This is a genomic window from Pseudomonas urethralis, from assembly GCF_021602465.1.
GTDB lineage: Bacteria > Pseudomonadota > Gammaproteobacteria > Pseudomonadales > Pseudomonadaceae > Aquipseudomonas > Aquipseudomonas vlassakiae.
In genome coordinates, this window is sequence record NZ_BQIJ01000003.1 from 1 (window position 1) to 26727 (window position 26727).

The 26727-nt window shown below is 61.9% G+C and carries 21 protein-coding genes, 2 rRNA genes and 1 pseudogene; 17 read left to right on the forward strand and 7 right to left on the reverse strand.

Going from position 1 to position 26727, the window contains the following annotated elements; all coding sequences use genetic code 11:
* From L6D64_RS05490 to yfiB, 8 genes are all read left to right on the forward strand, one after another.
* A 23S ribosomal RNA gene (locus L6D64_RS05490) occupies positions 1 to 106 on the forward strand; the annotation flags it as partial.
* Between the two features lie 131 nt (positions 107 to 237).
* Positions 238 to 353, forward strand: a 5S ribosomal RNA gene (rrf, locus tag L6D64_RS05495).
* A gap of 124 nt (positions 354 to 477) precedes the next feature.
* Positions 478 to 3942 (forward strand): exodeoxyribonuclease V subunit gamma, encoded by a 3465-nt coding sequence (gene recC / locus L6D64_RS05500; RefSeq protein ID WP_176507664.1) that lies wholly within the window; start codon positions 478 to 480, stop codon positions 3940 to 3942.
* On the forward strand, positions 3939 to 7607 hold the full coding sequence (gene recB / locus L6D64_RS05505; protein WP_176507665.1) for an exodeoxyribonuclease V subunit beta: 3669 nt from the start codon (positions 3939 to 3941) through the stop codon (positions 7605 to 7607). The genes recC and recB overlap by 4 nt, the downstream gene beginning before the upstream one ends.
* Entirely contained in the window at positions 7604 to 9679 is a 2076-nt protein-coding gene (recD, locus tag L6D64_RS05510) for an exodeoxyribonuclease V subunit alpha (protein WP_176507666.1), read from the forward strand. Before recB ends, recD begins: the two co-directional genes overlap by 4 nt.
* A 70-nt stretch (positions 9680 to 9749) precedes the next feature.
* On the forward strand, positions 9750 to 10316 hold the full coding sequence (gene yfiR, locus L6D64_RS05515) for a regulatory sequestration protein YfiR (protein ID WP_176507667.1): 567 nt from the start codon (positions 9750 to 9752) through the stop codon (positions 10314 to 10316).
* The gene (dgcN, locus tag L6D64_RS05520) at positions 10313 to 11587 is read left to right on the forward strand and encodes a diguanylate cyclase DgcN/YfiN (RefSeq protein ID WP_176507668.1); all 1275 of its coding nucleotides are present in this window, start codon (positions 10313 to 10315) and stop codon (positions 11585 to 11587) included. Before yfiR ends, dgcN begins: the two co-directional genes overlap by 4 nt.
* Positions 11588 to 11590: 3 nt before the next feature.
* A complete protein-coding gene (yfiB, locus tag L6D64_RS05525; protein WP_476748439.1) occupies positions 11591 to 12082 on the forward strand; it encodes an outer membrane lipoprotein YfiB in 492 nt (163 codons plus the stop codon).
* Between the two features lie 148 nt (positions 12083 to 12230).
* Here yfiB and L6D64_RS05530 read toward each other — a convergent pair whose 3' ends face one another.
* Positions 12231 to 13175, reverse strand: coding sequence for a LysR family transcriptional regulator (locus L6D64_RS05530; RefSeq protein WP_176507669.1), 945 nt, complete (start codon positions 13173 to 13175; stop codon positions 12231 to 12233).
* A gap of 132 nt (positions 13176 to 13307) precedes the next feature.
* Between L6D64_RS05530 and L6D64_RS05535 the strand changes: the two genes are divergently transcribed.
* A complete protein-coding gene (locus L6D64_RS05535) occupies positions 13308 to 14834 on the forward strand; it encodes a CoA-acylating methylmalonate-semialdehyde dehydrogenase (protein WP_176507670.1) in 1527 nt (508 codons plus the stop codon).
* Positions 14835 to 14844: 10 nt separating this feature from the next.
* The gene (gene mmsB / locus L6D64_RS05540) at positions 14845 to 15735 is read left to right on the forward strand and encodes a 3-hydroxyisobutyrate dehydrogenase (protein WP_176507671.1); all 891 of its coding nucleotides are present in this window, start codon (positions 14845 to 14847) and stop codon (positions 15733 to 15735) included.
* Positions 15736 to 16773: 1038 nt separating this feature from the next.
* On the opposite strand, the gene L6D64_RS05545 is transcribed toward mmsB, so the two are convergent.
* From L6D64_RS05545 to dmeF, 4 genes and pseudogenes are all read right to left on the reverse strand, one after another.
* Positions 16774 to 17751, reverse strand: a complete 978-nt coding sequence (locus L6D64_RS05545; RefSeq protein ID WP_176507672.1) for a hypothetical protein — start codon at positions 17749 to 17751, stop codon at positions 16774 to 16776.
* A gap of 10 nt (positions 17752 to 17761) precedes the next feature.
* Positions 17762 to 18250 (reverse strand): Hcp family type VI secretion system effector, encoded by a 489-nt coding sequence (locus tag L6D64_RS05550; RefSeq protein WP_176507673.1) that lies wholly within the window; start codon positions 18248 to 18250, stop codon positions 17762 to 17764.
* Positions 18251 to 18543: 293 nt separating this feature from the next.
* Positions 18544 to 18888: a cupin domain-containing protein gene (locus tag L6D64_RS05555; protein ID WP_003258412.1), complete on the reverse strand. Its 345-nt coding sequence runs from the start codon at positions 18886 to 18888 to the stop codon at positions 18544 to 18546.
* A 96-nt stretch (positions 18889 to 18984) separates the two neighbouring features.
* A pseudogene (gene dmeF / locus L6D64_RS05560) lies at positions 18985 to 19916 on the reverse strand (CDF family Co(II)/Ni(II) efflux transporter DmeF).
* A gap of 70 nt (positions 19917 to 19986) precedes the next feature.
* Between dmeF and L6D64_RS05565 the strand changes: the two are divergent.
* The 3 genes from L6D64_RS05565 (at position 19987) to L6D64_RS05575 (ending at position 21061) form a co-directional block, all read left to right on the forward strand.
* A complete protein-coding gene (locus tag L6D64_RS05565) occupies positions 19987 to 20262 on the forward strand; it encodes a metal/formaldehyde-sensitive transcriptional repressor (RefSeq protein ID WP_110639471.1) in 276 nt (91 codons plus the stop codon).
* Between the two features lie 173 nt (positions 20263 to 20435).
* Entirely contained in the window at positions 20436 to 20657 is a 222-nt protein-coding gene (locus L6D64_RS05570) for a type II toxin-antitoxin system HicA family toxin (RefSeq protein WP_176507674.1), read from the forward strand.
* Positions 20654 to 21061, forward strand: coding sequence for a type II toxin-antitoxin system HicB family antitoxin (locus L6D64_RS05575; RefSeq protein WP_176507675.1), 408 nt, complete (start codon positions 20654 to 20656; stop codon positions 21059 to 21061). The genes L6D64_RS05570 and L6D64_RS05575 overlap by 4 nt, the downstream gene beginning before the upstream one ends.
* 80 nt (positions 21062 to 21141) lie before the next feature.
* On the opposite strand, the gene L6D64_RS05580 is transcribed toward L6D64_RS05575, so the two are convergent.
* Positions 21142 to 22026, reverse strand: coding sequence for a LysR family transcriptional regulator (locus tag L6D64_RS05580; RefSeq protein ID WP_176507676.1), 885 nt, complete (start codon positions 22024 to 22026; stop codon positions 21142 to 21144).
* A gap of 78 nt (positions 22027 to 22104) precedes the next feature.
* On the opposite strand from L6D64_RS05580, the gene L6D64_RS05585 reads away from it, so the two are divergent.
* Positions 22105 to 22869, forward strand: a complete 765-nt coding sequence (locus L6D64_RS05585) for a sulfite exporter TauE/SafE family protein (protein ID WP_176507727.1) — start codon at positions 22105 to 22107, stop codon at positions 22867 to 22869.
* On the opposite strand, the gene L6D64_RS05590 is transcribed toward L6D64_RS05585, so the two are convergent.
* Positions 22859 to 23173, reverse strand: coding sequence for a putative quinol monooxygenase (locus tag L6D64_RS05590; protein WP_176507677.1), 315 nt, complete (start codon positions 23171 to 23173; stop codon positions 22859 to 22861). The genes L6D64_RS05585 and L6D64_RS05590 overlap by 11 nt on opposite strands.
* Positions 23174 to 23331: 158 nt before the next feature.
* On the opposite strand from L6D64_RS05590, the gene mdaB reads away from it, so the two are divergent.
* The 3 genes from mdaB (at position 23332) to ggt (ending at position 26634) form a co-directional block, all read left to right on the forward strand.
* Positions 23332 to 23922, forward strand: a complete 591-nt coding sequence (mdaB, locus tag L6D64_RS05595) for an NADPH:quinone oxidoreductase MdaB (protein WP_060508731.1) — start codon at positions 23332 to 23334, stop codon at positions 23920 to 23922.
* A 30-nt stretch (positions 23923 to 23952) separates the two neighbouring features.
* Positions 23953 to 24849 (forward strand): LysR family transcriptional regulator, encoded by an 897-nt coding sequence (locus L6D64_RS05600; RefSeq protein ID WP_176507678.1) that lies wholly within the window; start codon positions 23953 to 23955, stop codon positions 24847 to 24849.
* Between the two features lie 117 nt (positions 24850 to 24966).
* Positions 24967 to 26634, forward strand: coding sequence for a gamma-glutamyltransferase (gene ggt / locus L6D64_RS05605; protein ID WP_176507679.1), 1668 nt, complete (start codon positions 24967 to 24969; stop codon positions 26632 to 26634).
* The last annotated feature ends 93 nt before the right edge of the window (positions 26635 to 26727 follow it).

Below are 26727 nucleotides of genomic sequence, written 5' to 3' on the forward strand. Positions count from 1 at the left end.
GAGTTCCCTGAAGGGCCGTCGAAGACTACGACGTTGATAGGTTGGGTGTGTAAGCGCTGTGAGGCGTTGAGCTAACCAATACTAATTGCCCGTGAGGCTTGACCATATAACACCCAAGCAATTTGCTAGCGCAGATTGCGGTGGTGAAGATGATACGAACCGAAAGTTCGCACGACCACAAATTCACATATCCGAATTAGCCAAGAGTGTTCAAAAGACATTCTGGCAACAGAATTTCTTGACGACCATAGAGCATTGGAACCACCTGATCCCATCCCGAACTCAGTAGTGAAACGATGCATCGCCGATGGTAGTGTGGGGTTTCCCCATGTGAGAGTAGGTCATCGTCAAGATTCATTTCGCAAAACCCCTATCTGCGCATGCAGGTAGGGGTTTTGTCTTTTCTGGCTTTTACCTGGCCCAGCATCGGCAGCCAGCCGTGATATCGTTCCCCCTTATTCTCCCAGGGACTTTTCCATGCCCAGCACTACCTCACTGCAACCTGGTTTCATGATCGTCCACGGCAACCGCCTGGACGACCTGCGCAGCCTGGTCGTGAGTTGGATGCGCCGCTACCCGCTGGCACCGCTGGAAAACGAAATCGCCCTGGTACAAAGCAATGGCATCGCCCAATGGCTCAAGCTCGCCCTTGCCGAGGACCCACAAGACGATGACATGGGGGGGTGCGGGATTGCTGCCGCCATCGATGTGCAACTGCCCGGTAGCTTCATGTGGCAGTTGTACCGCAAAGTGCTCGGGCGCGACGAGATCCCAGAAGTTTCGCTGCTCGACAAAGCACCGCTGACCTGGCGCCTGATGCGCCTGTTGCCTGCACTGATCGAGCGCCCGCATTTCGAACCGCTACGTCGCTTTCTCACCGATGACAATGACCTGCGCAAGCGCTATCAGCTGGCCGAGCGCCTGGCAGACCTGTTCGACCAATACCAGGTCTATCGTGCCGACTGGCTCAAGGACTGGGCAGCCGGCGAGCACATCCTCAATACCGCCCGTGGAGAGCGCAAGCCCCTCGCCCCAGGCAACCGCTGGCAGGCCGAACTGTGGCGGGCATTGCTTGAAGATGTTGGCGAACTGGGCATGGCGCAGAGCCGGGCAGGGGTACACCAGCGCTTCATCGAACGGATCAACAGCCTGCAAAGCGCACCTCACGGGCTTCCTTCGCGGGTGATCGTATTCGGTATTTCTTCTTTGCCTGCCCAGGCATTGGAAGCGCTTGCCGGTTTGTCCCGTTTCAGCCAGGTACTGCTCTGCGTTCACAACCCTTGCCGTCACCACTGGGCAGACATCGTTGCCGACAAGGACCTGCTGCGTCACCAGTACAAGCGTCAACAGCGCAAGCCAGGCATGCCCGTGCAGCTGGATGACGAGTCGCTGCATCAGCATGCTCACCCATTGCTCGCAGCCTGGGGCAAGCAAGGCCGTGATTACATCAACCTGCTGGACAGCTACGACGACCCGGGCAGTTACCAGGGCGTATTCAGCGATGGCCGTATCGACCTGTTCAGCGAAGGCCAGCCCACCACGCTGCTGAACCAGCTTCAGGACGACATTCTTGAACTGCGCCCACTGGCTGAAAGCCGCGAGCTGTGGCCCGAGGTCAACCTGGCCAAGGACCGTTCGGTGCGTTTCCATGTGGCACACAGCCCGCAGCGTGAGGTGGAAATCCTCCACGATCAACTACTGGCCCGTTTCAGCGCCGATCCGACGCTACGCCCGCGTGACGTCATCGTCATGCTCCCGGCAATCGACACTTACGCGCCGCATATCCGCGCGGTGTTCGGGCAATTGCAGCGCAACGACCCGCGCTACATCCCGTTTACCCTGACCGACCAAGGCCAGCGTGGCCGTGATCCGCTGCTGATTGCGCTTGAGCACCTGCTCAAACTCCCCGACAGCCGCTTCACCGTCAGCGAGGTGCTCGACCTGCTCGACGTTCCGGCGGTCCGCGCGCGTTTCGGCATCCGCGAAAGTGACCTGCCCACCCTGCACCGCTGGATCGAAGGCGCGGGTATTCGCTGGGGGTTGAACGCCGACCAGCGCGCCACCCTCGGGTTGCCCCAGGGCCTTGAGCAGAACAGTTGGCGCTTCGGCCTGCGGCGCATGCTGCTGGGCTACGCGGTTGGCATGGGAGAGGGTTGCGACGGCATCGAACCCTACGATGAAATCGGCGGCCTGGATGCCGCCTTGATCGGCCCGCTGGTCGCATTGCTCGATGCCCTCGATGTGGCCAACCAAGCCTTGTCTCAACCTGCCACTGCCAGTGAATGGGGGGATCGCCTCAACGCGTTGCTGCAAGTGTTCTTCCTTGCCGAAGAGGAGCACGACGAATACCTGTTGATGCAACTGCAGGAATTGCGCGATGGCTGGCTGGAAGTCTGCGAAACCGTAGGCCTGCAAGACCAGCTGCCACTCACGGTGATCCGCGAGGCCTGGTTGTCGGGCCTCGACGAAGGCAAGCTGTCCCAGCGTTTTCTCGCCGGTTCGGTGAACTTCTGCACCTTGATGCCGATGCGGGCCATTCCGTTCCGCGTCGTCTGTTTGCTGGGTATGAACGATGGCGACTACCCCCGCGCCCAGCCGCCGCTGGACTTCGACCTGATGGCCAGCGACTACCGGCCCGGTGATCGTTCGCGTCGCGAGGACGACCGCTATCTGCTGCTTGAAGCGCTGCTGTCGGCACGTGACCAGCTCTATATCAGCTGGGTGGGTCGTAGCATCCGTGATAACAGCGAGCGGCCCGCCTCGGTGTTGATCGGCCAGCTACGCGATCACCTGGCTGCCGGTTGGCGCCTCAAGGGTGATGCTGACGGTGAGCACCTGCTCCACGCATTGACTCAGGAGCACCCGCTGCAGCCTTTCAGTGCGCGCTATTTCCAGAAGGGCAGTGCGCTGTTCAGCTATGCCCACGAGTGGCAATTGCTGCACCAGCACACCACTGACCACGAGCAGCCAGACCTCGACCTGCCTCCTTACGTCAGCGATGAAGCGCTGACGCTCACTCAGTTGCAGGACTTCTTGCGTCACCCAGTAAGGCATTTCTTCAGCCAGCGGCTGAAAGTGTTCTTCGAAGCCTTGGAAGCGCCCACGCCAGATGAAGAGCCATTTGTTCTGGACGCATTGCAACGCTACAGCGCCAGCGAGAGCCTGCTGGGCGCCGCCCTGAGCGATCCGGATAACGCCGAGCACGCATTACAGGCTCAGGCCCGGCGGCTGCAAGCCTGCGGCATGCTGCCTCTGGCGGGGTTTGGTGAACTGCTGCAGGCCGAACTGATCCAGCCGTTGACCGATCTGCTGCAACGTCATCGCGAACTGATGCAGCGCTGGCCAACGGTGGTCGACGGTGCGCTGCCGATCCACTTCGAACATGCAAACCATCGTCTTGAGGGTTGGCTGGGCCGGGTCTACAAGGCCGACGATCAAAGCCTGTTGAGCATCACCACGGTGCCCAACACCATCAGCGCCGGGCGCAACACCTTCAAGTGGCACCGCCTGATTGCCAGCTGGGTGATGCACCTGGCAGCTTGCGCTGCGGGTTACCCCCTGCACAGCGCGCTGCTGGCCAGCGACATCACACTGCTGCTCGGCCCCTTGCCGCAGGCCCAGGCTGCCGAACAGCTGGGTCACCTGCTACTCGCGCGCCAGGCTGCGATGAATGCTCCGTTGCCTGTGGCCGCCAAGACCGCTTTCGCCTGGCTGGCCCAGGACGATCCTGACAAGGCCATGGCTGCCGCCATCCGTGCCTACGAGGGGGATGGCCGCACCAGTTTTGGCGAGCGCAGCGAAAGTGTTGCCCTGGCGCGGCAGTTCCGCGATTTCGCCGCGCTCAGCGCCGACGAAACTTTCGAAGGCTGGTGTGAAGCCTTGTACCGCCCCCTGTTCAGCGCCGACTGGCAGGCCCAAGGCAATCCGGAGAGTCAAGCATGACCCAGGCCCGCCCCCTGGCATTGAGTTTTCCCCTGCAGGGTAGCCAGCTGATCGAAGCCAGCGCCGGTACGGGCAAGACCTTCACCATTTCTGCACTGTACCTGCGCCTGATCCTCGGCCACGGCGGCGAGCAAGGCTTTGGCCGCGAATTGCTACCGCCGCAGATTCTCGTGGTGACCTTCACCGATGCCGCCACCAAGGAGCTGCGCGAGCGTATCCGCGCTCGTCTGGCCGAGGCTGCGCGGTTCTTCCGCGGCGAACTGGAAGGCGGCGACCCGCTGCTGCTGCAGCTGCGCGACGACTACGCCGAAGCACACTGGCCCCGCTGCGCCAACCGGCTGGAAGTCGCCGTGCAGTGGATGGATGAAGCAGCCGTGTCGACCATCCACGGCTGGTGCCAGCGCATGCTCCGCGAGCATGCCTTCGACAGCGGCAGCCTGTTCACCCAAAGCCTGGAAACCGACCACAGCGACCTGCTTGGCCAAGTCATGCGCGACTACTGGCGGCGCTTCTGTTATGGCATGCACGGCGAAGCGCTGAACTGGGTGCGCAGCCAATGGGGCAGTCCCGATGCCCTGCTGCCGCGCATCCGGCCGCTGTTCGGCCGTGTGCGTGCACAGCAGGACGAAGCGCAACCGCAAGCGCTGATCGATGCCGCGCTGCAACAGCGCGTCGAGCAGTTACGCCAACTCAAGGCGCCGTGGGCCCAATGGGCGGATGAACTGCAGCAGATCTGTCACGACGCCGTGGCAGCGAAACAGGCCGATGGTCGCAAACTGCAGGCGCGTTACTTCGAGCCCTGGTTCGAGAAACTGCGTAAATGGGCCAGTGATGAACAAACGGTGGAGCTCGACTTGGGCACCGGCTTTACCCGCCTGACCCCGGCCGGGATGGCTGAAGCCTGGAAAACCGATCCGCCCGACCACCCGGCCCTGCATGCCATGCAGAACCTGCAGCAACAACTGCAGGCCCTGACCAGCCCGGATGCCCGCTTGCTTGAACATGCCGCCGCTTGGGTTGCGGCGCGTTTCGAAGTGGAAAAACGCCGCCGCGCCGAGATGGGCTTCGACGATATGTTGCTACGTCTGCAGCAGGCGTTGCGCACGGAGTCGGGAGAACGCCTGGCGGCGCTGATCCGCGAGCAGTTCCCGGTGGCGTTGATCGACGAATTCCAGGACACCGACCCGGTCCAGTACGGCATTTTCGAAAGCATCTATCGCATCAGCGAGAACAACCCGGACACCGGCCTGTTCATGATCGGCGACCCCAAGCAGGCGATCTACGCCTTCCGTGGCGCCGATATCTACACCTACCTGTCGGCCCGGCGCGCCACCGCCGGCCGGCTGCACAGCCTGGACACCAACTACCGCTCCAGCCAGGCGATGGTTGCGGCGGTCAACCGAGTCTTCATGCAGGCCGAAGGCCGCGAGCAGGGCAAGGGTGCCTTCCTGTTCCGCGAAGCCGACGACAACCCGTTGCCGTTCGTCGAGGTTCGCGCCAAGGGCCGCAGTGAACGCCTGTTGATCGACGGCAAGGCGTGTGCGGCACTGCACTGCTGGCAGCTGGAAAGCGAAGAGCCGGTATCCAGCACGCTCTACCGTCAGCAGCTGGCCGCCAGCTGCGCCAGCCATATCGTTTGCGTATTGAATGGCGGCCAGCGCGGGGTGACCGGCTTCAGCGATGACCAGGGCGAACTGCGCCCATGCCAGCCTTCGGACATTGCCATCCTGGTACGTGATGGCCATGAAGCGCAGTTGGTGCGCAACGAGCTTGCCGCCCGCGATGTGCGCAGCGTGTACCTGTCCGACAAGGATTCGGTATTCGCTGCCCAGGAGGCCCATGACTTGCTGGCCTGGCTAAAGGCCTGTGCCGAGCCGGACTCCGAACGCCTGCTCAAGGCCGCCCTGGCCAGCATGACCCTGGAGCTGTCGCTGGCTGAACTTGACCAGCTGAACCAGGACGAGCGGGTCTGGGAGGGCTGGGTCATGCGTTTTCGTCGCTACCGAGAGATCTGGCAGCGTCAGGGTGTGCTGCCCATGTTGCGGCACCTGCTGCACGACTTTGAGTTGCCGCGCACGCTGATCGGCCGCACGGAGGGTGAGCGCGTGCTGACCAACCTGCTGCACCTGGCCGAACTGCTACAGCAGGCGGCCACTGAGCTGGACGGCGAACAGGCGCTGATCCGTCACCTCGCCGAGCACCTGGCCAATTCCGGTCAAGCGGGCGAGGAGCAGATCCTGCGGCTGGAGAGCGACGAGCAGCTGGTCAAGGTGGTGACTATTCACAAGTCCAAAGGCCTGGAATACCCGCTGGTCTATTTGCCGTTCATCTGCACCAGCAAGCCGGTGGATGGCAGCCGCCTGCCCCTGGCCTGGCACGACAGCTTGGGCAACGCGCAGCTGACGCTGGCCCCTGACGCAGCGCAGGTCGCCCTGGCCGACGAGGAGCGCCTGGCCGAAGACCTGCGCCTGCTCTACGTCGCGCTGACGCGTGCCCAGCACGCCTGCTGGCTGGGGGTCGCCGACCTCAAGCGCGGCAACCAGAAGCGTTCGCAACTGCACCGCTCGGCGCTCGGCTACCTGCTAGGTGGTGGCCTGCCACTGCCCAGCTCGGAGCACCTCAAGGAGTGGCTGCAGAGCTTGCTGGCTGGCTGTGAGCACATTGTCTGCCCGGCCCTGCCGCAGGCCAGTGATGAGCGCTACCGTGCGTCCCAGGCCGAACACGAGCTGATACCCGCACGCAAGCCACGACGGGCCGCCGCCGAACATTGGTGGATTGCGTCCTACAGTGCCTTGCGCGTGGGTGAACAGACCCTCGGCGCCGACAGCTCACAGGCCCAGCAACTGCTCGATGACGAAGTTGCCGATACCCAACCGATCCGTGAAGTACCCGGCGACGGCGGCGACATCCATCGCTTTCCCCGTGGCCCCAACCCGGGCACTTTCCTCCATGGGCTGCTGGAGTGGGCCGGGCGTGAAGGCTTTGCCGAGGTCGCCGGCAACCCCAAGCTCATCGAACGTACGGTTGGCCAACGTTGCAACCGCCGCGGCTGGACCGGCTGGATTCCGACACTCAGCCAGTGGCTGCAGCGCCTGCTCAACGAGCCGCTGCCGGCCGGCCCTTCGCAGCTGACGCTCGCGCAACTGCAGCATTACCAGATCGAGATGGAGTTCTGGTTCGCCAGCCACAACGTCGACGCCGAGCAACTCGACCGCCTGGTGGCCCGGCATACCTACCCCGGCACGGCTCGCCCGGCTGCGCAGCCGACCTTGCTCAATGGCATGTTCAAAGGTTTCATCGACTTGGCATACGAGCTCGACGGGCGCTATTACGTGGCTGACTACAAGTCCAACTGGCTGGGCCCGGACACCCAGGCCTACGACACCCAGGCCATGGAAAAAGCCATCCTTGAACACCGCTACGACCTGCAGTACGTGCTCTACCTGCTGGCCCTGCATCGCCAGCTGCGCGCACGGCTGCCGGATTACGATTACGACCGCCATGTCGGCGGTGCCCTGTTCATCTTCCTGCGTGGCGCCAGCTGCAGTGGCCACGGCGTGTACTTCGCCAGGCCGCCACGCGAGCTGATCGAGGCCCTCGACGCGCTGTTCCGGGGCGCGCACCAGCCTGAGCAGCAGGACCTGTTTGCCGGAGCCCTGACATGAGCCGAACCCTCGATGATCTCTTGCCTGCACCACTGCACGCTGAACACCTGCTGGCCCTGGCTCCCCAGCACAACAGTGCAGACCTGCTGCAGTTGCTCGATCGCTGGGTCGAGCGAGGCTGGCTGCGTGCGCTCGACCGGGCGTTCGTCAGCTTTCTTGAAGAGCGAGCCCCTGGCAGTGACCCGTTGCTGCTGCTGGCGGCAGCACTGGCCAGCCACCAGCTGGGCCACGGGCATGTCTGCCTCGACCTGCAACAAACCCTCGCCGAGCCGGATTTCGCCCTGTCCCTGCCACCCGAAGGCGATGCCCTGACCGGCCCGTTGCTGTTGCCCTCGCAGCTGCTGGCCAACCTCGGCCTGGCCACCTGGCTGCAGCGCATTGCCGCAAGCCCCTTGGTGGCTGCCGGCAATACGCCGGGCCAGCACGCGCGTCCGCTGGTGCTCAGCGGCCAGCGCCTGTACCTGCGCCGCTACTGGAGCTACGAGCGGCAGATCGACCAGACCCTGCGCCAGCGCCTGAGCCAGGAGGAAGCAACCCCGGCCGACCTGCCTGCGCGCCTGGCGCAGCTGTTCGACGAAGGCGCCCTGGCTGGGCAGGTGGACTGGCAGAAACTCGCCTGCGCCCTGGCCACCCGTGCAGGCTTCAGCATCATCACTGGCGGCCCTGGCACCGGCAAAACCACCACGGTGGTGCGTTTGTTGGCGCTGCTACAGGCGCCTGCGGTGGAGCAGGGCAGGCCGCTGCGTATTCGCCTGGCCGCGCCGACCGGCAAGGCCGCCGCACGCCTGACCGAATCCATTGGCCAGCAGGTTGAACGGTTGCAGGTCAGCGCCGAGGTGCGCAGGCAGATCCCCACCGACGTCAGTACCGTGCATCGCCTGCTCGGCAGCCGCCCAGGCTCGCGGCACTTCCGTCACCACGCCGGTAATCTGCTGCCGCTGGATGTGCTGGTGGTCGACGAGGCGTCGATGATCGACCTGGAGATGATGGCCAACTTGCTGCAGGCATTGCCGCCCAAGGCGCGGCTGATTCTGCTCGGGGACAAGGACCAGCTGGCGTCGGTCGAGGCTGGCGCCGTACTCGGTGACCTGTGCCGGGATGCCGAAGAGGGCTGCTATTCGCCCGCGACCCAGGCCTGGCTGGAACGCATCGGCGGCCAACCGCTGGCCGCCAGTGGCCTGAAAACCGGCGATGCGCAACGCAATCCGCTAGCCCAGCAAGTGGTGATGCTGCGCTTCTCGCGACGTTTTGGGGAAGGCAGTGGCATCGGCCAGCTGGCGCGCCTGGTCAACCGCCAGGAGGCCCAGGCGGCACGCGACCTGCTGAGCATGCCGCCAGCGGACGTGTTCGGCCTGGCGCTGCGCGGTGAGCAGGATCGGGCTTTCGACCGCCTGATTCTCGACGGCCTCGACCGCGGTAACGAAGGGCCTCAGGGCTATCGCAGCTACCTGCGCGCCATTGGCCGCCATCGCCCCGCACCGGGCAGCGCTTTCGACGATCCGCGCTGGGAACAGTGGGCTGCCAGGGTGCTGCACAGTTTCGAAGACTTCCAGCTGCTGTGCGCCGTGCGCAAGGGGCCCTGGGGTGTCGAAGGCCTCAACGAGCGTGTGGCGCGGGTGCTGCACAATGCCGGGCTGATCGACAACCAGCAGCCGTGGTATGAAGGTCGCCCGGTGCTGGTGACGCGCAACGACTACGGCTTGGGCTTGATGAACGGCGACATTGGTATCGCCCTGCGCTTGCCGGACGAGCACGGTGAAGCGCTGCTGCGTGTGGCGTTCCCGCGTAACGACGGCAGTGGTGGGGTGCGCTTCGTGCTGCCCAGCCGCCTCAACGAGGTGGAGACCGTTTACGCCATGACGGTGCATAAGTCCCAGGGCTCCGAGTTCAGCCACACCGCGCTGGTGCTGCCGGATGCACTCAACCCGGTGCTGACCAAGGAACTGGTGTACACCGGCATTACCCGGGCCAAGCATTGCTTCAGCTTGATCGAGCCGCGCCAAGGCATTTTCGAGGAAGCGGTGCTGCGCAAGGTACGGCGTATTTCCGGCCTGATGCTTGAACAAGTCTGAGGCTCCTACAGCTAGCCGGCGTTGTGCTATCGTTGCGCCGACTCAGACAGGTTTTTGAGAGAATTCTCACATGACAGGCGCCAGGGAGCGGTTGACAGGCTGTGCGCTTTTGCTGCTTCTAGTTGCCCTGTCGCTGTTGGCCGGCCCCGTCCAGGCGGGCGGTTCCGCCACCTCCGCTCAGGCCCAGCAGCGTGCCAAGGCGGTAACCCAAGTGGTCCTGGGCATCTTCAGCTATGCCCGCTGGCCTACCGAACCTGTGCCCTTGCGCTTGTGCATGATCGGCCCGACCGAATATGCCGACGATTTGATCAAGGGCAACGTGCAGAACTCCGGCCAACCCTTGCAGGTGCGCCGCCTGCTGGCCGACGACCGGAACGTCGCCCAAGCCTGTGACGCGGTGTACATCGGCAAGCTCGACGATGCCCAGCGCGATCACCTGTTCCAGGCCATCAATGGCCATCCGGTACTGAGCATCAGCGAAGCCGATGACCCGTGCACGGTGGGTAGCCTGTTCTGCCTGCGCGTCGGTGACCAGCAGGTCGCGTTCGAGGTCAACCTCGACTCCGTGGCACGTTCCGGCGTGCGTATCCATCCCAGCGTGTTGCAACTGTCACGGCGACGCGGAGCTGTGCCATGAAGCGTACAGCCTGGAAGGCCGGCGTGCGTCCCACCTTGCGTTCGGTACTCGGCCGCGGCCACCTCAGCGTTGCGCTGATGGCAGTGGGCCTGGCCGGTATCTCGCTGACCCTGCTCGGTGTGCTGGCCCTGCGTGTGTACGCCCACCACAACCTGCACCTGATTGCCCGTTCGATCAACTACACCGTCGAAGCCGCGGTGGTGTTCGACGACAGCGCAGCGGCCCATGAGGCGCTGGAACTGATCGCCAAAACCGAAGAAGTGGCGGACGCCAAGGTATTCAACAACGATGGGGAGCAGTTGGCGCACTGGCAGCGCCGTGAAGAAGGCGTGCTCGGGCACCTTGAGGCGCAGGTGGCGTCGGCCTTGCTGAATGGGCCGATCAACCTGCCGATCATGCACCAGCAACAGCAAGTCGGGCATATCGAGCTGGTCGGCCAGGGCCGCAGCTTGCTGCTGTTCCTGCTCAGCGGTCTTGCCGGCATCCTGTTCTGCACCATCCTTAGTGCCTTCGTTGCCTTGTACCTGTCGCGGCGCCTGCTTGGCGACATCGTGCGCCCCCTGCGCAGCCTGGCCAGTGTCGCCCACGCCGCACGTCGCGAACGCAGTTTCGACCGCCGTGTGCCGGAAGCGCCCATTGCCGAGCTGAACGAGTTGGGTAACGATTTCAATGCCTTGCTCGATGAACTGGAGGTCTGGCACGGCCACCTGCAAAACGAGAACGCCACCCTGGCTCACCAGGCCAGCCACGATAGCCTTACCGGCCTGCCCAACCGCGCGTTCTTCGAGGGGCGCCTCAGCCGCAGCCTGCGCAATGCTGCACGGCAGCAAGACCATGTGGCGCTGCTGTTCCTCGACAGTGACCACTTCAAGCAGATCAACGACAGCCTCGGCCATGCCGTGGGGGACGAAGTGCTGATCAACGTGGCCGACCGCGTGCGTGCGCAACTGCGCGAGCACGATCTGGTGGCCCGCCTGGGGGGGGACGAGTTTGCCGTGCTGCTGACTCCGCTGCACTCGCGTGAGGACGCAGAGCGCATCGCCGAGAAGATCATCACCAGCATGCAGCTGCCGATGCTGCTCGAGAGCGGCGAAAGCCTCACCACGTCGCTCAGTGTCGGCATCGCCTACTACCCGGAAGATGGCAATGACCCTGCTAGCCTCCTCAATGCCGCCGATGCGGCGATGTACCAGGCCAAGCGCAAGCGCCGTGGCCAGTGGCAAGCGGCGCAGACGGAACGGTCCGCCGCCGATTCCAGCAACAGGAGTTGAACCGTGATACAGCGTTTGCGTCTTTCATTCGTCGTGATGTTGCTGGCCTTGCTGGCGTTGACAGGGTGCCAGAGCGCGCCACCCAAAGGGCTGAGCGCCGAACAGATCGCCGTCCTCAAGCGTGAAGGCTTCGCCCCTACCGAGGAAGGCTGGGCATTCGACCTGTCGGGCAAGGTGCTGTTCGGCAGCGACCTGGACAGCCTCAATGCCCCGAGCCAGGCGATCGTCGAGCGGATCGGCAAGGCTTTGCTGGGCGTGGGTATCCAGAGCGTGCGTGTCGATGGCCACGCCGATGCTTCGGGCAAGGCCGCCTACAACCAGCAGTTGTCCGAGCGACGCGCGCAGAGTGTGGCCAAGGCGTTGATCGACGTTGGCATGCAGGCGCAGAACATTCATACCCGTGGGCTGGGCAGCACGCAGCCAGTGGCGGACAACCGCACCAGCGCCGGGCGGACCGAGAACCGGCGGGTGTCGATTGTGGTGGCGTCTTATTGAAATAGCTGTAGAGAATACAGTGCGGTGTAGCTGACAGGTGCCTGCCTTGAGACTTTCGGCGCTCATGAGAACGAGCGCCGCCCGCGCGGCGCTCGTTCTCATAGGCGCTGGTAATGCTGTGGCGAACACCTAAAGACCTCCATCAACCCTAAGCAAAGCGCATCTCGCGCGTCTCACCCATCAACAACGGCGCATTCGCCTCGGTCACCCCGCGGATGTAATCCCACAACAGAGTAATCCGCTTCAACTTCCTCAAATCCTCCCGGCAATACATCCAGAATTGCCGCGTCACCTCGATCTCCTCCGGCAACACCGTCACCAGCCGCGTATCCTGCGCCGCCAGGAAGCACGGCAATATCGCCAGCCCACGCCCCTGCAGCGCTGCCGTGTACTGGGCAATCACACTGGTACTGCGCAAATGCGCATTGGCATTGGGAATCAGGTTGGCCAGGTACAGCAGCTCCGAACTGAACGCCAGGTCGTCCACGTAGCTGATGAACGGGTGGCTGGCCAGATCGCTGACCTGGCGGATCGGCGCATGGTTGTCGAGATAGTCCTGGGTCGCATACAGCCGCAGCCGATAGTCGCACAGCTTGCAGCACACATAAGGCCCATGTTCTGGCCGCTCCAGGGCGATAACGATGTCCGCCTCGCGCTTGGACAGGCTGATGAAGTGCGGCAGCGGCAAGATATCTACCGAGATCGCCGGGTAGGCATCGACGAAGTGGCTCAGCTGCGGGGTGACGAAAAAACTGCCAAAGCCTTCGGTGCACCCCATGCGCACATGCCCCGAGAGCGCCACGCCGGAGCCGGAGACCTGTTCGCAGGCCATGTGCAAGGTGCTCTCGATCGACTCCGCGTAGCCCAGCAGGCGTTGCCCCTCGGCGGTCAGGACAAAGCCGTTGGTACGCGACTTTTCGAACAGCAGCGTGCCCATCGCCCCCTCCAGCGAGCTGATGCGCCGCGATACCGTGGTGTAGTCGACGGCCAGGCGCTTGGCCGCGCTGCTGGCTTTGCGCGTGCGCGCCACTTCGAGGAAGAACTTCAGGTCGTCCCAGTTCAGCGCACTGAGGGAGGTCAGGTCTTTTTGCATGTTGATCCGGTTTTTTTGTGCGTTCTTGTTGGATGTTTGCACATCTATACTCGAAAAAAGCCCCAAGGCGCCACCTCGCGTTTGCCCGGCGCTGGCGATCTCGTCCTGACAATAATTCCAAGGAGAACGCAGATGAACGCACCACAGTCCCCTGACAAGACCAAGGTCGAGCAGGTCAAGCTGCTGATCGACGGCCAATGGGTCGAGTCGAAAACCAGCGAATGGCGCGACATCGTCAACCCGGCCACCCAGGAAGTGCTGGCGCGGGTACCGTTCGCCACCGTCGAAGAAGTGGATGCCGCCGTGGCTGCCGGCCAGCGCGCCTTCAAGACCTGGCGTGACACCCCGATCGGTGCGCGCATGCGCATCATGCTCAAGCTGCAGGCGCTGATCCGCGAACACACCAAACGCATCGCCCAGGTGCTCAGCGCCGAGCAGGGCAAGACCCTTGCCGATGCCGAAGGCGATATCTTCCGCGGCCTGGAAGTGGTCGAGCACGCGGCTTCCATCGGCACTCTGCAGATGGGCGAATTCGCCGAGAACGTCGCCAGTGGCGTGGACACCTACACCCTGCGCCAGCCCATCGGCGTGTGCGCCGGCATCACCCCGTTCAACTTCCCGGCGATGATCCCGCTGTGGATGTTCCCGATGGCCATCGTCTGCGGCAACACCTTTGTCCTCAAGCCTTCCGAGCAGGACCCGCTGTCGACCATGTTGCTGGTCGAGCTGGCGCTGGAGGCTGGTGTGCCGGCTGGTGTGCTCAACGTGGTGCACGGCGGCAAGCAGGTGGTCGATGCAATCTGCACCCACCCAGACATCAAGGCGATCTCCTTCGTCGGTTCCACCGAAGTTGGCACCCACGTGTACAACCTCGCCAGCCAGCACGGCAAGCGTGTGCAATCGATGATGGGCGCCAAGAACCACGCCGTGGTGCTGCCAGACGCCAACCGCACGCAAACCGTCAACGCCCTGGTCGGTGCCGCCTTCGGTGCAGCAGGCCAGCGCTGCATGGCCACCTCGGTGGCGGTGCTGGTGGGCAAGGCGCGTGACTGGCTGCCAGACATCAAGGAGGCGGCCAGCAAGCTCAAGGTCAACGCCGGTTGCGAGCCCGGCACCGATGTCGGCCCGGTGGTTTCCAGGCGCGCCAAGGAGCGTGTGCTGGGCCTGATCGAAAGCGGCATCCGCGAAGGTGCCAAGCTCGAACTCGATGGCCGTGGGGTCAAGGTGCCGGGCTATGAACAAGGCAACTTCGTCGGCCCGACCCTGTTCTCCGGGGTGAAGACCGACATGCAGGTGTACACCCAGGAAATCTTCGGCCCGGTGCTGGTGACCCTGGAAGTCGACACTCTCGACGAAGCCATTGCCCTGGTCAACGCCAACCCGTTCGGCAACGGTACCGGCCTGTTCACCCAGAGCGGCGCGGCGGCGCGCAAGTTCCAGAGCGAGATCGACATCGGCCAGGTGGGTATCAACATTCCGATTCCGGTACCGGTACCGTTCTTCAGCTTCACCGGCTCGCGCGGCTCCAAGCTCGGCGACCTCGGCCCGTACGGCAAGCAGGTGGTGCAGTTCTACACTCAGACCAAGACCGTCACCGCCCGTTGGTTCGATGACGACAGCGTCAATGACGGTGTGAACACCACCATCAGCCTGCGCTAAGGAGCACGCCATGCGTATCGCATTCATCGGCCTGGGCAACATGGGCGCGCCCATGGCCCGCAACCTGATCAAGGCCGGGCACCAGTTGAACCTGTTTGACCTCAACAAGACGGTGCTGGCCGAGCTCGCCGAACTGGGCGGCCAGGTCAGCGCCTCCCCGAGGGACGCGGCGGCCAGCAGCGAGCTGGTGATCACCATGCTGCCGGCGGCGGCCCATGTGCGCGCCGTGTACCTCAACGAAGACGATGGCGTGCTGGCAGGCATCCGCCCAGGCACGCCGACGCTGGATTGCAGCACCATCGACCCGCAGACCGCACGTGAGGTGTCAAAGGCTGCTGCCGCCAAGGGCGTGGACATGGGCGATGCGCCGGTGTCCGGAGGGACCGGTGGCGCGGCGGCGGGCACGCTGACCTTCATGGTCGGCGCCAGCGCAGAACTGTTCGCCACGCTCAAGCCGGTACTGGAGCAGATGGGCCGTAACATCGTGCATTGCGGTGAAGTGGGGACCGGGCAGATCGCCAAGATCTGCAACAACCTGCTGCTGGGCATCTCGATGATCGGCGTGTCCGAGGCCATGGCCCTGGGCAATGCGCTGGGCATCGACACCAAGGTGCTGGCGGGGATCATCAACAGTTCGACCGGGCGTTGCTGGAGTTCCGATACCTACAACCCGTGGCCGGGCATCATCGAGACTGCACCCGCCTCGCGGGGGTATACCGGCGGGTTTGGTGCTGAACTGATGCTCAAGGACCTGGGGCTGGCTACCGAGGCTGCGCGTCAGGCACATCAGCCGGTGATTTTGGGTGCCGTGGCCCAGCAGTTGTACCAGGCCATGAGCCTGCGCGGTGAAGGCGGCAAGGACTTCTCGGCGATTGTCGAGGGCTACCGCAAGAAGGATTGACGAGCGAGGACTTCATCGCGGGCCGGGCGGCTTTCCCTCTGTAACTGCGCACCAGAGGGAGGAGGCCCGTACCGCGATGTTTTTTGAACATTATTTAGGTAAGGGGGGTAAGTAATGCATGAAAACTCCCAAGCCAAAAAATGCGATAGTCAATATAAAAAGCGAGGAGCCTAAGAAGATTAGGACGGTCTTGATTTTTGAAGGTAGATTATTTATTTCCTTAATGTCAATGAGGTTTTTCCGTGCATAGATTTTAGGGATGAGTAGAATGAGCGATATATTCGTTAGTCGAAAGAATTTTCCCATCAAGCCAGCATGTAGCCAGAGTTCTTTTTCGTCGGTTATTGCATTGCAGTTTAATAAGAATCCTTCAATGTAATCAATTTTGCGATGAGCGATATATATTGTTAATGCCAGGTTCAAGAAAAGTAAAGTTGTGACTGTCATGCTGTAGACTAAAAAAATCCAGTGCATGATTGTCATTTTGCTACTGCCTCGTATAGAAGTTCTCCAGCCCAGGCGCCTGCTTAATTTCCAAATTTTCCGCCTGCCATTCCCCCACTGTACCGCCGAATATCCCACAAGCGAGCGCTTCAAGGCCCCCGCTCTGCGACGTCTTTTCAAACTATAGCGATATCTAGTTTTGTACATCTTGTAAGGAGTTGCACGGTTAGCTTTGAAGATACAGGTAATGGGATATTAAAAGAGATGAGAAGAGAGTTATGTGCAGCGTCCAGAGCGTTATAAGTAGAGTCTTCGTTTTTCTAGGGAATGATTCAACCTCTTTTGGCTCCACCAGTCTTCTTTTTGTGAACACCGATGGTAGTACGAGTACTGTTGAAATTGCCCCGGTCCGCATTAGTTTCCCGATCAGCCCGGCTCGCTCGTAGGTCGCTCTGTTTTGTATGATGTATTGGCTGTTAGGGAATAATGACTCAAAGTACTCGGTGCTCCGGGCGGCGATAATGCACTGTATTGTCATGGTGACGATGATCAGGTTAATGATGATTGCCGCGATTAGCCCTTCATCGACAATGCTCACCTTGAAAACCCTCTATACAGAAACTCACCGTAGATTTCACCTTGCCATTCTCCAACTTTTCCACCAATCGTTGCCCCAGTACCGCCAATTACTACTGCACAGACCAGTCCACCCGTGCCTGCCGTCGATAAGCCGATCGCGGCGCATAGTGCAGGGGCTAAGAGAGTGCCAGCCGCATAACCACCAACGCTTCCGCCTGCGAGCCCTCCTATTAGTGGGCCTCCTTGAACATACTTCGCCCTCTCGCAATCTGCTTCACGCCCGAGCGTACAAGCCTTGTGGATCTCAAGCCCTGTTCCTGCGACTTGGAGAGCTACACCCACGTAGGTACCTTGCTTTATCAAGTTGGCTGCCTTTGCTACGCCGGCGACCTTATTTGCATACCCTGCAATTTCACCTGTGTGTAAAAAGCTCTTCGTGGATATCCCCAACGTTCTTTTGATCGAGCTTTTGTTCCTTAGCCCGGAACCGTAAGCAGCCAGCTTGTTCAACTGCTCATCCAGCTTCATGAACAAGGCGGCACGCTTTGCATAGAACTGATCGCGAGCCGCCATCGTTCCTGACCCGAGATGCCGTTGATGCAATTTCTCGATTTCCATCAAGGTGGCTTCGATAGCTTTCAGGTGCTTGCTCCACCCTTCACTGACCACTCCGGCGCCCACAGAAGCATGCGCAATGAGGCTCTTCAAGGTCTCGAAATTGTCCAGGAAAAAGTTATCCACACCCTGGCCGTTGCGCATCAGCCCCAAGTGCGCAATTGTCGCCTGCCTCATCATCCAGGCTTCCTGGCTGGTGCAGGAAGCCGTGGTGGGGTCGCCGATGATGATAAGTTCGCCGCTACGGACCACCGTATTGGCAATGTGTGAATTCAGTACATCAAACTTTTCCAGGGAGTGACCGGTCAGCGCTAGGTCGGATTTCAGCCTGTGATAGTTTTGCAGCTTGAGGTTCAGGTACGCGCGAGCTTCAGACATGGCAGCACCCTCACGCGTATTTTCTGTTGCCGATTCGGTCCCAGCCCCCGGCGATATTGCCGCCGCCACTGCCATCGTGGCGGCGTTGCTGGGTGTAAGTGGTCTTGATACGCCCGTAATTGATCTGCACCACTTCCAATGGCACTCCAGTGTCCACGGCCTGCGAATACTCGGCGATGATCACTTCTTCGAGGATGATTTCGAAGTACCTGAGCTTGTCACCACCAGCACGGCAGAGGGCAAGCTTCACCTCTTTTAGGTGCTGGCCCGTGCAACTGGCTTCCATCAGTTTGCAACTGGCACTGTCGAGGTATTTGGTGAAAGTGAAGTTGGTAACGGAAGTCCTGCCTGATGTTGCGCCGCCTGCAGAACTGGCAGTGGCAGATGTACTTTGGCTGACGCCAAAGTCGTAGCCCAGCACTTCAATCCATTTGCTGCATTTTTCGTCCAGTGCTTCGCCTGGAATACTGTCGATCTGAATGTAGGCGTCGAATGCCATGATTCCTCTCCTTGACATTGTTTTGGATGGGCAATGCTGCCCGGCGATTCGGGCGACCTGTGCAGGCTAGGTCTGGGAGAGAGCGAGGGCAATACGCTATGGGGCGGTGTGGCGTAATTCAGAAAAGGACTACAAGCAGGGGGGTTCAAGCTGAGGGTAAAAGTCAGAAGATGTTGCTGAAGTTCAATGGATTTATGGCTGTTTTGCTATTTCTGCTGCCGGTGATCAACAGAGTGATGGCCCTGTAGGAAGTTTCGCGTTTTCCACAGGGCCTGCATCGCTCTGGCAAAAAATCAGGCGAAGACGAAATACTTGCGCACGGTTTCGACCACTTCCCAGGTGCCTTTCATCCCCGGTTCGATCACGAACACATCACCCGCTTTCAGGTGCTTCGGCTCTTCGCCTTCCGGGGTGATGATGCAGTAGCCATCGAGGAAGTGGCAGAACTCCCACTTTTCGTAGTTGACCTCGAACTTGCCCGGGGTGCAGATCCAGGTGCCCATGATCTTGCTGCCGTCGGCCGACAGGTAGGCGTTGAGGTTGACGGTGTGCGGATCGCCGCCGATGCGCTTCCACTTGGTGGCGTCCACGACCGGCGTCGGGCAGGTTTCGCGCAGGACGGTGATGAAATCGGACATGGCACAACTCCTGGTGACTGGCTGAATGACTCGTCACCATAGGGCCATCCGCCGAGCTGCAGTTGCCTGGGCTCGACGTCCAGCTGCCTGCCCGCGCTATGCCAGGGCGTTGACCTCGACGGTGATGTGGGCCAGTTCCTCGTGCACGGCGAGTGCATGGCGCACGCTGTCGGCGCTCAGTGCGGCCTGGGTGGCCAGGCTGAGGATGCAGGCGTACTGGTCTTTGCCCACGCGCCACACGTGCAGGTCGGTGATGGTGGCGGGTACCGGCAGTTCGGCGACCACTTCGCGAATTTCCTCGACCACTGGCGCATCCATCTCGGCATCCAGCAAGACGCGGCCGGTATCGCGCAGCAGGCCGCGGGCCCAGAGCGCCACCAGCACCGCACCGACCAGCCCCATCACCGGGTCGAGCCAGCTGGCACCCCAGAACTTGCCAGCCAGCAGGGCGACGATCGCCAGCACCGAGGTGGCGGGTCAGCAATCACGTGCAGATAGGCCGAGCGCAGGTTCAGGTCGTGGTGATGATGGCCGTGGTCGTGATGATGGTCATGGCCATGGTGGTGATGATCGTGATCGTCGCGCAGCAACCAGGCGCAGATCAGGTTCACGGCCAGGCCAATCACCGCGATGAAGATTGCCTCGTCATAGTGGATCGGCCCCGGCGTCAGCAGGCGCTCGGCCGACTGGAAGGCCATCAGGCCGGCCACACCGAGCAGCAGCAGGGCACTGGAATAGCCGCCGAGGATCTCGATCTTCCAAGTGCCAAAAGCGAAGCGTTGGTCCTTGGCATAACGACGCGCGGCAGCGTAGGCCAGCAGCGACAACCCCAGGGCCAGGGCGTGCGAGCTCATGTGCCAGCCGTCGGCGAGCAGGGCCATGGAGTTGAAGAACCAGCCCCCGGCGATTTCCGCCACCATCATGATCGCCGTCAGCCACACGGCCAGGCGTGTCTTGCGCTCGGCGCCGAGGTTGCTGGTGTGGAACTGGTGGCTGTGCTGCCAGCGGCCTGAGGTTTGTGTCGCCATGGTTTATCATGCTCCCGGAAGGTCGAGAAATATACTATACCCCAGTATACCTAGCATGGTGTGAAAGCGAATGGCACATACGATCAAGAGCAAGAAACAACTGCTCACCCGCGTGCGCAAGATCAAAGGCCAGGCCGCCGCCCTGGAGACCGCGCTGGAGCAGGACAAGGACTGCCTGGCGATCCTCCAGCAGATCGCCGCCGTGCGCGGCGCGGTGAACGGGCTGATGACCGAAGTGATGGAAGGGCACATCCGCGAACATCTGGTGGCGGAAGGGCTGAGCGCCGAGGAGCGGCAAGAAGAAGCGGATAAGGTGGCGGCGTTGTTGCGGTCTTATCTGAAGTGATACCCCCTGGGGGTATAGGGTAGAAATGTAGGTTTCCTACAAGGCTGTAAGTTGAAGCCTACTTGGCGATCTGAACCATCCGCTGGTCGCCGGAAGTGTGCATAGTGTGTACTGCGCTTCGTTTTGGTTAATTCGGTGTGTATCATACACATCGACTGCCGAAGGAAGGATGAATGCGCAGTCGTGAAGTGATCCAGCTCATTGATGGGTGGTATGAAGTCGAGGTGAAGGGCAGCCATCGCCAGTTCAGGCATCCGTTCAAGAAGGGAAGGGTGACAGTTCCTCATCCCAAGAGCGATCTGCCTGAAGGCACCGTACACAGCATCCTGAAGCAAGCTGGCTTGAAGCCGTCCAGTGGCTTCGACAGCTCGAACATCAGAGGAGACGCGCAATGAAATTTCCGGTCGTATTGCACAAGGACGCCGGTTCGGACTACGGCGTGACCGTTCCCGATGTGCCAGGCTGCTTCTCTGCCGGTGCGAATGTCGCTCAAGCGCTGGAGAATGTTCAGGAGGCGTTGGCGCTTCATTTCGAAGGCTTGGTTGCTGATAACGAAGCGCTTCCGCAAGCGCAGGAAGTCGACGTCCATGTGGCGAATCCCGATTATGCAGGTGGGGTCTGGGCTGTCGTTGATTTTGATGTCACGCCGTATCTGGGGAAGGCCGTGCGGTTCAATGCAACACTGCCTGAAAACCTGCTGCAGCGGATCGACGAAAAAGTGAAGCGTGACCCTCGTTATGCCTCTCGTTCCGGATTTCTCGCGTCGGCCGCTTTACGAGAGTTGGCGCTCGCGCACTGAGTAATCAAGCCGCGTCAGAACTCATCTGGGCATTACCCTGGGCTCAAGCTCAGTGCAGTCTTTCAAGCGACGATAATCGTTCAGGCCTGGATCAATCGCTCAACCAACCCCGCCGCATAGCCCGGTAACCCGGCAAAATCCCGCGCGCACAGCAGCAACCGTCGGTTGGCCCAATCCTCTCGCAGCGCCACCCAGTGCACCGGCAACATGCCCTTCCAGCGCTGCACCGAGGCCAGCGGCACCACGCCGATACCGGCACCACCAGCGACCATGCGGATCACCCCGTCAAACCCTTCGGCCCGCACCCGTACCTGCATGCGATGGCCTTCGCGCAGGGCCTGTTCCTCCAGGTAGAGCGCCAGGGCGCTGTTCGCCCCCAGTCCGACATGGCCATGGGCAAGGCTATCGACAAAGCTCGGGGCGGGCTCGGTGACGAGCGGATGATCCAGCGGTGTCACCAGCACCAGCGGATCATCGCGAAACGGCAAGGTCTGCAGATGCGCGCTGGGCGCTGCGGTGGAAATGATGCCCAGGTCGGCCATGCCCTGGGTGATCGCCTGCACGATGCGCAGGCTGGGCAGTTCCTGCACATCGACGCTGATCCCCGGGTTGTCGGCGAGGTAGCTGGCCAGCAGTTCCGGCAGGTATTCGGTCAGCGCTGCGGTGTTGCACAGCAGCCGCACTTGCCCTTGCTGGCCCTTGGCATAGTGGGCCAGGTCGAACTGCAGGCGCTCGACCTGTTGGCCGATCAGCCGCGCATGCTGCAACAGCGCCTGCCCGGCGGGTGTCGGCTGCACGCCACGGCGATTGCGTTCAAGCAAAAGCGTGCCAAGCGAGGCCTCCATGGCGCGGATGCGAGCGCTGGCCGCTGGCAGCGACAGGTGGCTGCGCCGGGCGCCGGCGGTGATGTTGCCGCATTCGACGGTGTGCTGGAAAAGCCGGAGATCGATCAGGTCGAAATGCATCTGCCTCTGTCCTGGCAAGAGTCTGGCTGAGAATATGGCAGATTTTCAGTCCAGCTGCGGCAAGCCATCATGGTCACCATGAATACCTTGATCGCTTTCTACCAGAACATCGGCCCGGCACTGACGCTGCTGGTGGTCATCACCTTTCTGCTGGCCGGTGCGGTCAAAGGTGTTATCGGCCTCGGCCTGCCGACCATCGCCATGGGCGTGCTGGGGCTGGCTATGCCGCCGGCGCAGGCTGCGGCGCTTCTCATCGTTCCGTCGACGCTGACCAATCTCTGGCAACTCGCAGCCGGTGGGCATCTGCCGGCGCTGCTGCGCAGGCTCGGGCCGATGCTGGCGATGATCTTCGTCGGTACGCTGCTGGGCAGTGCCTGGCTGGGCATCAACAGCGGGCCATGGGCGGTGCATGCGTTGGGGGCGGCGCTGGTGATTTACGCGCTGTATGGGCTGGCAGGCCCAGCGTTGCAGATGGCGCCGAAGCGGGAAGGGTGGTTGGGACCGGTCTGTGGGCTGGTGACCGGTGTAGTCACGGCAGCCACAGGCGTGTTCGTCATGCCCGCGGTGCCTTACCTGCAGAGCCTGGGCTTGAGCCGCGACGAGATGATCCAGGCGCTGGGCCTGTCGTTCACGGTCTCGACCCTGGCGCTGGCCGTCGGCCTGGCTGGCCAGGATGCCTTGGGTGGGCAAGCGCTGGGTGCTTCGCTGCTGATGCTGGCGCCGGCCCTGCTGGGCATGCTCGCCGGGCAGTGGTTGCGCCAGCGCATCAGCGCAGTGCTGTTCAAACGCTGCTTCTTCATCGGCCTGGCCGCGCTGGGCGGCCACCTGCTGATCAACGGTTAGCGGACGAGGCGCTGAGCATGACGATCGGCTGGATGTCGAAATCGCGCTCCAGGTAATCCATGCGCTTTTCGAAGAACTCGACCATGTGCGGCAATGCTGAATGCACGTCCAGCGCTGCCTTGTCGGCCCACACTTCATAGAACACGAACAGGGTCGGGTCCTGCTGGTCGCGCAGCATGTGGTACTCGATGCAGCCTGGTTCCTGGCGGCTGGGCTCGACGTAGGCACGGAACAGGGTTTCGAACGCTTCGGCCATTTCCGGACGGGTCTTGGCCTTGAGGATGAATGCGTGCTGCTCGCTCATGGATCGTACTCACAGATAATTGGAGAATCGATTCTACGGCAATAATTAAGTTGAGATTCGTGACTTCAGGTCAATTGTATTTTGACCGCCAACTGCTGTATCCCGCGCCCATGAGCCATTACTGTGCCGGTCATCCATCCAATGACTCGAGGCCCAGCATGAAAAAGATCCTTCTGCTCAATGGCGGCAAACAATTCGCCCACTCTGACGGTCGTCTCAACCAGACCCTGCACGACGCTGCGCTGGCGCATCTGGACCGTGCCGGTTTCGATGTGCAGCAGACCTTCATCGACGGTGGCTACGACGCTCAGGCCGAAGTCGAGAAATTCCTCTGGGCCGATGTGATCATCTACCAGATGCCAGGCTGGTGGATGGGCGCACCGTGGACCGTGAAGAAGTACATCGACGATGTTTTCACCGCTGGCCACGGCAGCCTCTATGCCAACGATGGCCGTACCCGCTCCGACCACTCGCAGAAGTACGGCAGCGGTGGCCTGGTGCACGGCAAGCAATACATGCTGTCGTTGACCTGGAACGCACCACAGCAAGCGTTCGATGACCCGAGCGACTTCTTCGAGGGCAAGGGTGTCGATGCGGTGTATTTCCCGTTCCACAAGGCCAACCAGTTCCTGGGTATGACCGGGCTGCCAACCTTCCTTGCAGTGGATGTGATGAAGCGCCCGGATGTGCCGGCAGCCTTGGCGGCCTATGAAGCTCATCTGGACAAGGTCTTCGGCAAGGCTATCTAATCCCTGCACGGACCCGACACAGGCGCTCAAGTGAAAACCCGCTCCGAAGAACTCCAGGTATTCGTCGCCGTCATCGATTGCGGCTCAATCTCCGCTGCTGCCGAGCAGATGGGCCAGACCCCGTCGGCCGTCAGCCGCACCCTGTCGCGCCTGGAGGCCAAGCTCGGTACCACCTTGGTCAACCGCACCACCCGGCGCATGGACCTCACCGAGGAGGGCCGCTTCTTCCTCGAACGCTCGCGCCTGGTGCTGCAGCAGATGGACGAGATGGAGGAGCGCCTGTCGATGAATCGCCAGACGCCGTCCGGGCGCCTGCGCATCAACGCCGCGGCGCCGTTCATGCTGCACGCCATCCTGCCGTGGATCGGCGAGTTCCGCCGCCAGTACCCCGGCATCGAGCTGGAGCTCAACACCGACGACCTGATCATCGACCTGCTGGAACAGAGCACCGACGTGGCCATCCGCATCGGTGACCTTGCCGACTCCAGCCTGCATGCCCGCTCGCTCGGTTGCAGCCCGATCCAGGTGCTGGCAAGCCCGGAATACCTGGAGCGGCATGGTACGCCGAAAAACGTCGAAGACCTGAACGGTCACTGCCTGCTCGGCTTTAGCCAGCCTGAATCGTTGAACCAGTGGCCGTTGCGCCACGCCCAGGGTGACCGCTGGGGCATCCGCCCGGCACTGATCGCCTCCAGCGGCGAGACCCTGCGCCAACTGGCGCTGGCCGGAGAGGGCATCGTCGCCCTGTCGCATTTCATGACCCACGAAGACATCCGCGCCGGCCGCCTCAAGGTACTGCTGAGCGAAGCCAACAATGGCTACCGCCAGCCGATCCACGCGGTGTACTACCGCAACACCCAGCTGGCCCTGCGGATTCAGTGCTTCCTTGATTTCATCCAGCGCAAGTTGGCCATGTACGCCTGCTGAGTTGCCTGATCGCGACAGGTCCTGTCCACAGGCGGCGAAACTTCCTGCGTTTGATTGCACAGTCACATCGCTTCGGCCTTACTGACTGCTCAACAAAAACAACACCAAGGAAGTGTCATGCGTATTGTCCCGTTCCAGTACATGGCTCTGGCAGCCGCGATCCTGAGCTGTTCCTCGCCTTACGCCGCCACGTTGGAAGGCGGCGCTGTAGCCGCCCCCGATCAATATGGTGCACAGGTTGCAGCCGACATCCTCAAGAAGGGCGGCAACGCGGTGGACGCGGCCGTGGCCACGGCCTTCACCCTGGCGGTGACCTACCCCGAGGCGGGTAACATCGGCGGCGGTGGCTTCATGACCCTGTTCGTCGACGGCAAGCCGTACTTCCTCGACTACCGCGAAGTGGCGCCCAAGGCAGCCTCGCGCAACATGTACCTGGACGACAAGGGCGAAGTCATCGAGAACCTGAGCCTGGTCGGCGTGCGCGCCGCAGGCGTGCCCGGCACGGTGATGGGCCTGTGGGAAGCCCACCAGAAGTTCGGCAAGCTGCCCTGGAGCGAGCTGCTGACCCCGGCCATCGGCTATGCCAAAAACGGCTTCAAGGTCGCCGAGAAGCAGTACCAGTACCGCAACGACGCCCAGGGCATGTTCAAGACCGCGACCAACTTCAACGACTATTTCGGCAACATGAAGGTCGGTGAACTGTTCAAGCAGCCGGAAATGGCCCAGACCCTCGAGCGCATCGCCGACAAGGGCGTGAGCGAGTTCTACCAAGGCAAGACCGCCGACCTGCTGGTGGCGCAGATGCAGGCCGACAAGGGCCTGATCACCAAGGACGACCTCAAGGATTACAAGGCCGTGTGGCGCGAACCCATGGCCCTGAGCTGGCGTGGCAACGTGGTCTATACCGCGCCGCCGCCAAGCTCCGGCGGCGTCGCCCTGGCCCAGCTGCTGGGAATCAAGGAAGACCGTGCGGCGGACTTCAAGGGTGTTGCGCACAACTCGGCGCAGTACATCCATCTGCTTTCGGAGATTGAAAAGCGTGTGTTCGCCGACCGTGCCGACTACCTCGGCGACCCGGCGTTCACCAAAGTGCCGGTCGACCAGTTGGTGGCTAAGGACTACCTGGCCAAGCGCGCCGCCCAGGTCAACCCGAAGGCCATTTCCGAAACCGACAAGGTCAAGCCAGGCCTGGAGCCACACCAGACCACGCACTTCTCGATCGTCGACAAGCAGGGCAATGCGGTCAGCAATACCTACACGCTCAACCTCGATTACGGCAGCGGCGTGGTGGTCAAGGGCGCGGGCTTCCTGCTCAATGACGAGATGGACGATTTCAGTGCCAAGCCTGGCGCCGCGAATGCCTTTGGGGTGGTTGGCGGTGACGCCAACGCCATCGAACCGGGCAAGCGCATGCTGTCGTCGATGAGCCCGAGCCTGATGACGCGCGATGGCAAGGTCGAGCTGGTGATCGGTACGCCGGGCGGTTCGCGGATCTTTACCTCCATCTTCCAGGTGATGAACAACCTGTACGACTACGGCATGCCGCTGGAGAAGGCCGTGGCGGCGCAGCGTGTGCACCATCAGTTGCTGCCCAAGGACACCATCTACTACGACAGCTACGCGCCGCTGACCGGGTCGGTGGCGGATGAGCTGAAGAAGATGGGCTATGTGCTGGAGGATCAGGGCTGGGAGATGGGCGATATCCAGGCGATCCGGGTGAACGGGGCGCAGCTTGAGACTGCTTCCGATCCGCGTGGGCGTGGGGTGGGGATGATCGTCAAGTAGTTCTGTATCGGCAGGGCTGGCCTCTTCGCGGGCAAGCCCGCTCCCACAGGTTTACCGCTGCCTTCAGGAAAGCGGCCAAACCTGTGGGAGCGG

What these genes read in the sequence shown, in the direction of transcription:
- recC (WP_176507664.1), top strand. Translation starts at nt 478, where the DNA reads ATGCCCAGCACTACCTCACTGCAACCTGGTTTCATGATCGTCCACGGC.
- recB (WP_176507665.1), top strand. Translation starts at nt 3,939, where the DNA reads ATGACCCAGGCCCGCCCCCTGGCATTGAGTTTTCCCCTGCAGGGTAGC.
- recD (WP_176507666.1), top strand. Translation starts at nt 7,604, where the DNA reads ATGAGCCGAACCCTCGATGATCTCTTGCCTGCACCACTGCACGCTGAA.
- yfiR (WP_176507667.1), top strand. Translation starts at nt 9,750, where the DNA reads ATGACAGGCGCCAGGGAGCGGTTGACAGGCTGTGCGCTTTTGCTGCTT.
- dgcN (WP_176507668.1), top strand. Translation starts at nt 10,313, where the DNA reads ATGAAGCGTACAGCCTGGAAGGCCGGCGTGCGTCCCACCTTGCGTTCG.
- L6D64_RS05530 (WP_176507669.1), bottom strand. Translation starts at nt 13,175, where the DNA reads ATGCAAAAAGACCTGACCTCCCTCAGTGCGCTGAACTGGGACGACCTG.
- L6D64_RS05535 (WP_176507670.1), top strand. Translation starts at nt 13,308, where the DNA reads ATGAACGCACCACAGTCCCCTGACAAGACCAAGGTCGAGCAGGTCAAG.
- mmsB (WP_176507671.1), top strand. Translation starts at nt 14,845, where the DNA reads ATGCGTATCGCATTCATCGGCCTGGGCAACATGGGCGCGCCCATGGCC.
- L6D64_RS05545 (WP_176507672.1), bottom strand. Translation starts at nt 17,751, where the DNA reads ATGTCTGAAGCTCGCGCGTACCTGAACCTCAAGCTGCAAAACTATCAC.
- L6D64_RS05550 (WP_176507673.1), bottom strand. Translation starts at nt 18,250, where the DNA reads ATGGCATTCGACGCCTACATTCAGATCGACAGTATTCCAGGCGAAGCA.
- L6D64_RS05555 (WP_003258412.1), bottom strand. Translation starts at nt 18,888, where the DNA reads ATGTCCGATTTCATCACCGTCCTGCGCGAAACCTGCCCGACGCCGGTC.
- L6D64_RS05565 (WP_110639471.1), top strand. Translation starts at nt 19,987, where the DNA reads ATGGCACATACGATCAAGAGCAAGAAACAACTGCTCACCCGCGTGCGC.
- L6D64_RS05570 (WP_176507674.1), top strand. Translation starts at nt 20,436, where the DNA reads ATGCGCAGTCGTGAAGTGATCCAGCTCATTGATGGGTGGTATGAAGTC.
- L6D64_RS05575 (WP_176507675.1), top strand. Translation starts at nt 20,654, where the DNA reads ATGAAATTTCCGGTCGTATTGCACAAGGACGCCGGTTCGGACTACGGC.
- L6D64_RS05580 (WP_176507676.1), bottom strand. Translation starts at nt 22,026, where the DNA reads ATGCATTTCGACCTGATCGATCTCCGGCTTTTCCAGCACACCGTCGAA.
- L6D64_RS05585 (WP_176507727.1), top strand. Translation starts at nt 22,105, where the DNA reads ATGAATACCTTGATCGCTTTCTACCAGAACATCGGCCCGGCACTGACG.
- L6D64_RS05590 (WP_176507677.1), bottom strand. Translation starts at nt 23,173, where the DNA reads ATGAGCGAGCAGCACGCATTCATCCTCAAGGCCAAGACCCGTCCGGAA.
- mdaB (WP_060508731.1), top strand. Translation starts at nt 23,332, where the DNA reads ATGAAAAAGATCCTTCTGCTCAATGGCGGCAAACAATTCGCCCACTCT.
- ggt (WP_176507679.1), top strand. Translation starts at nt 24,967, where the DNA reads ATGCGTATTGTCCCGTTCCAGTACATGGCTCTGGCAGCCGCGATCCTG.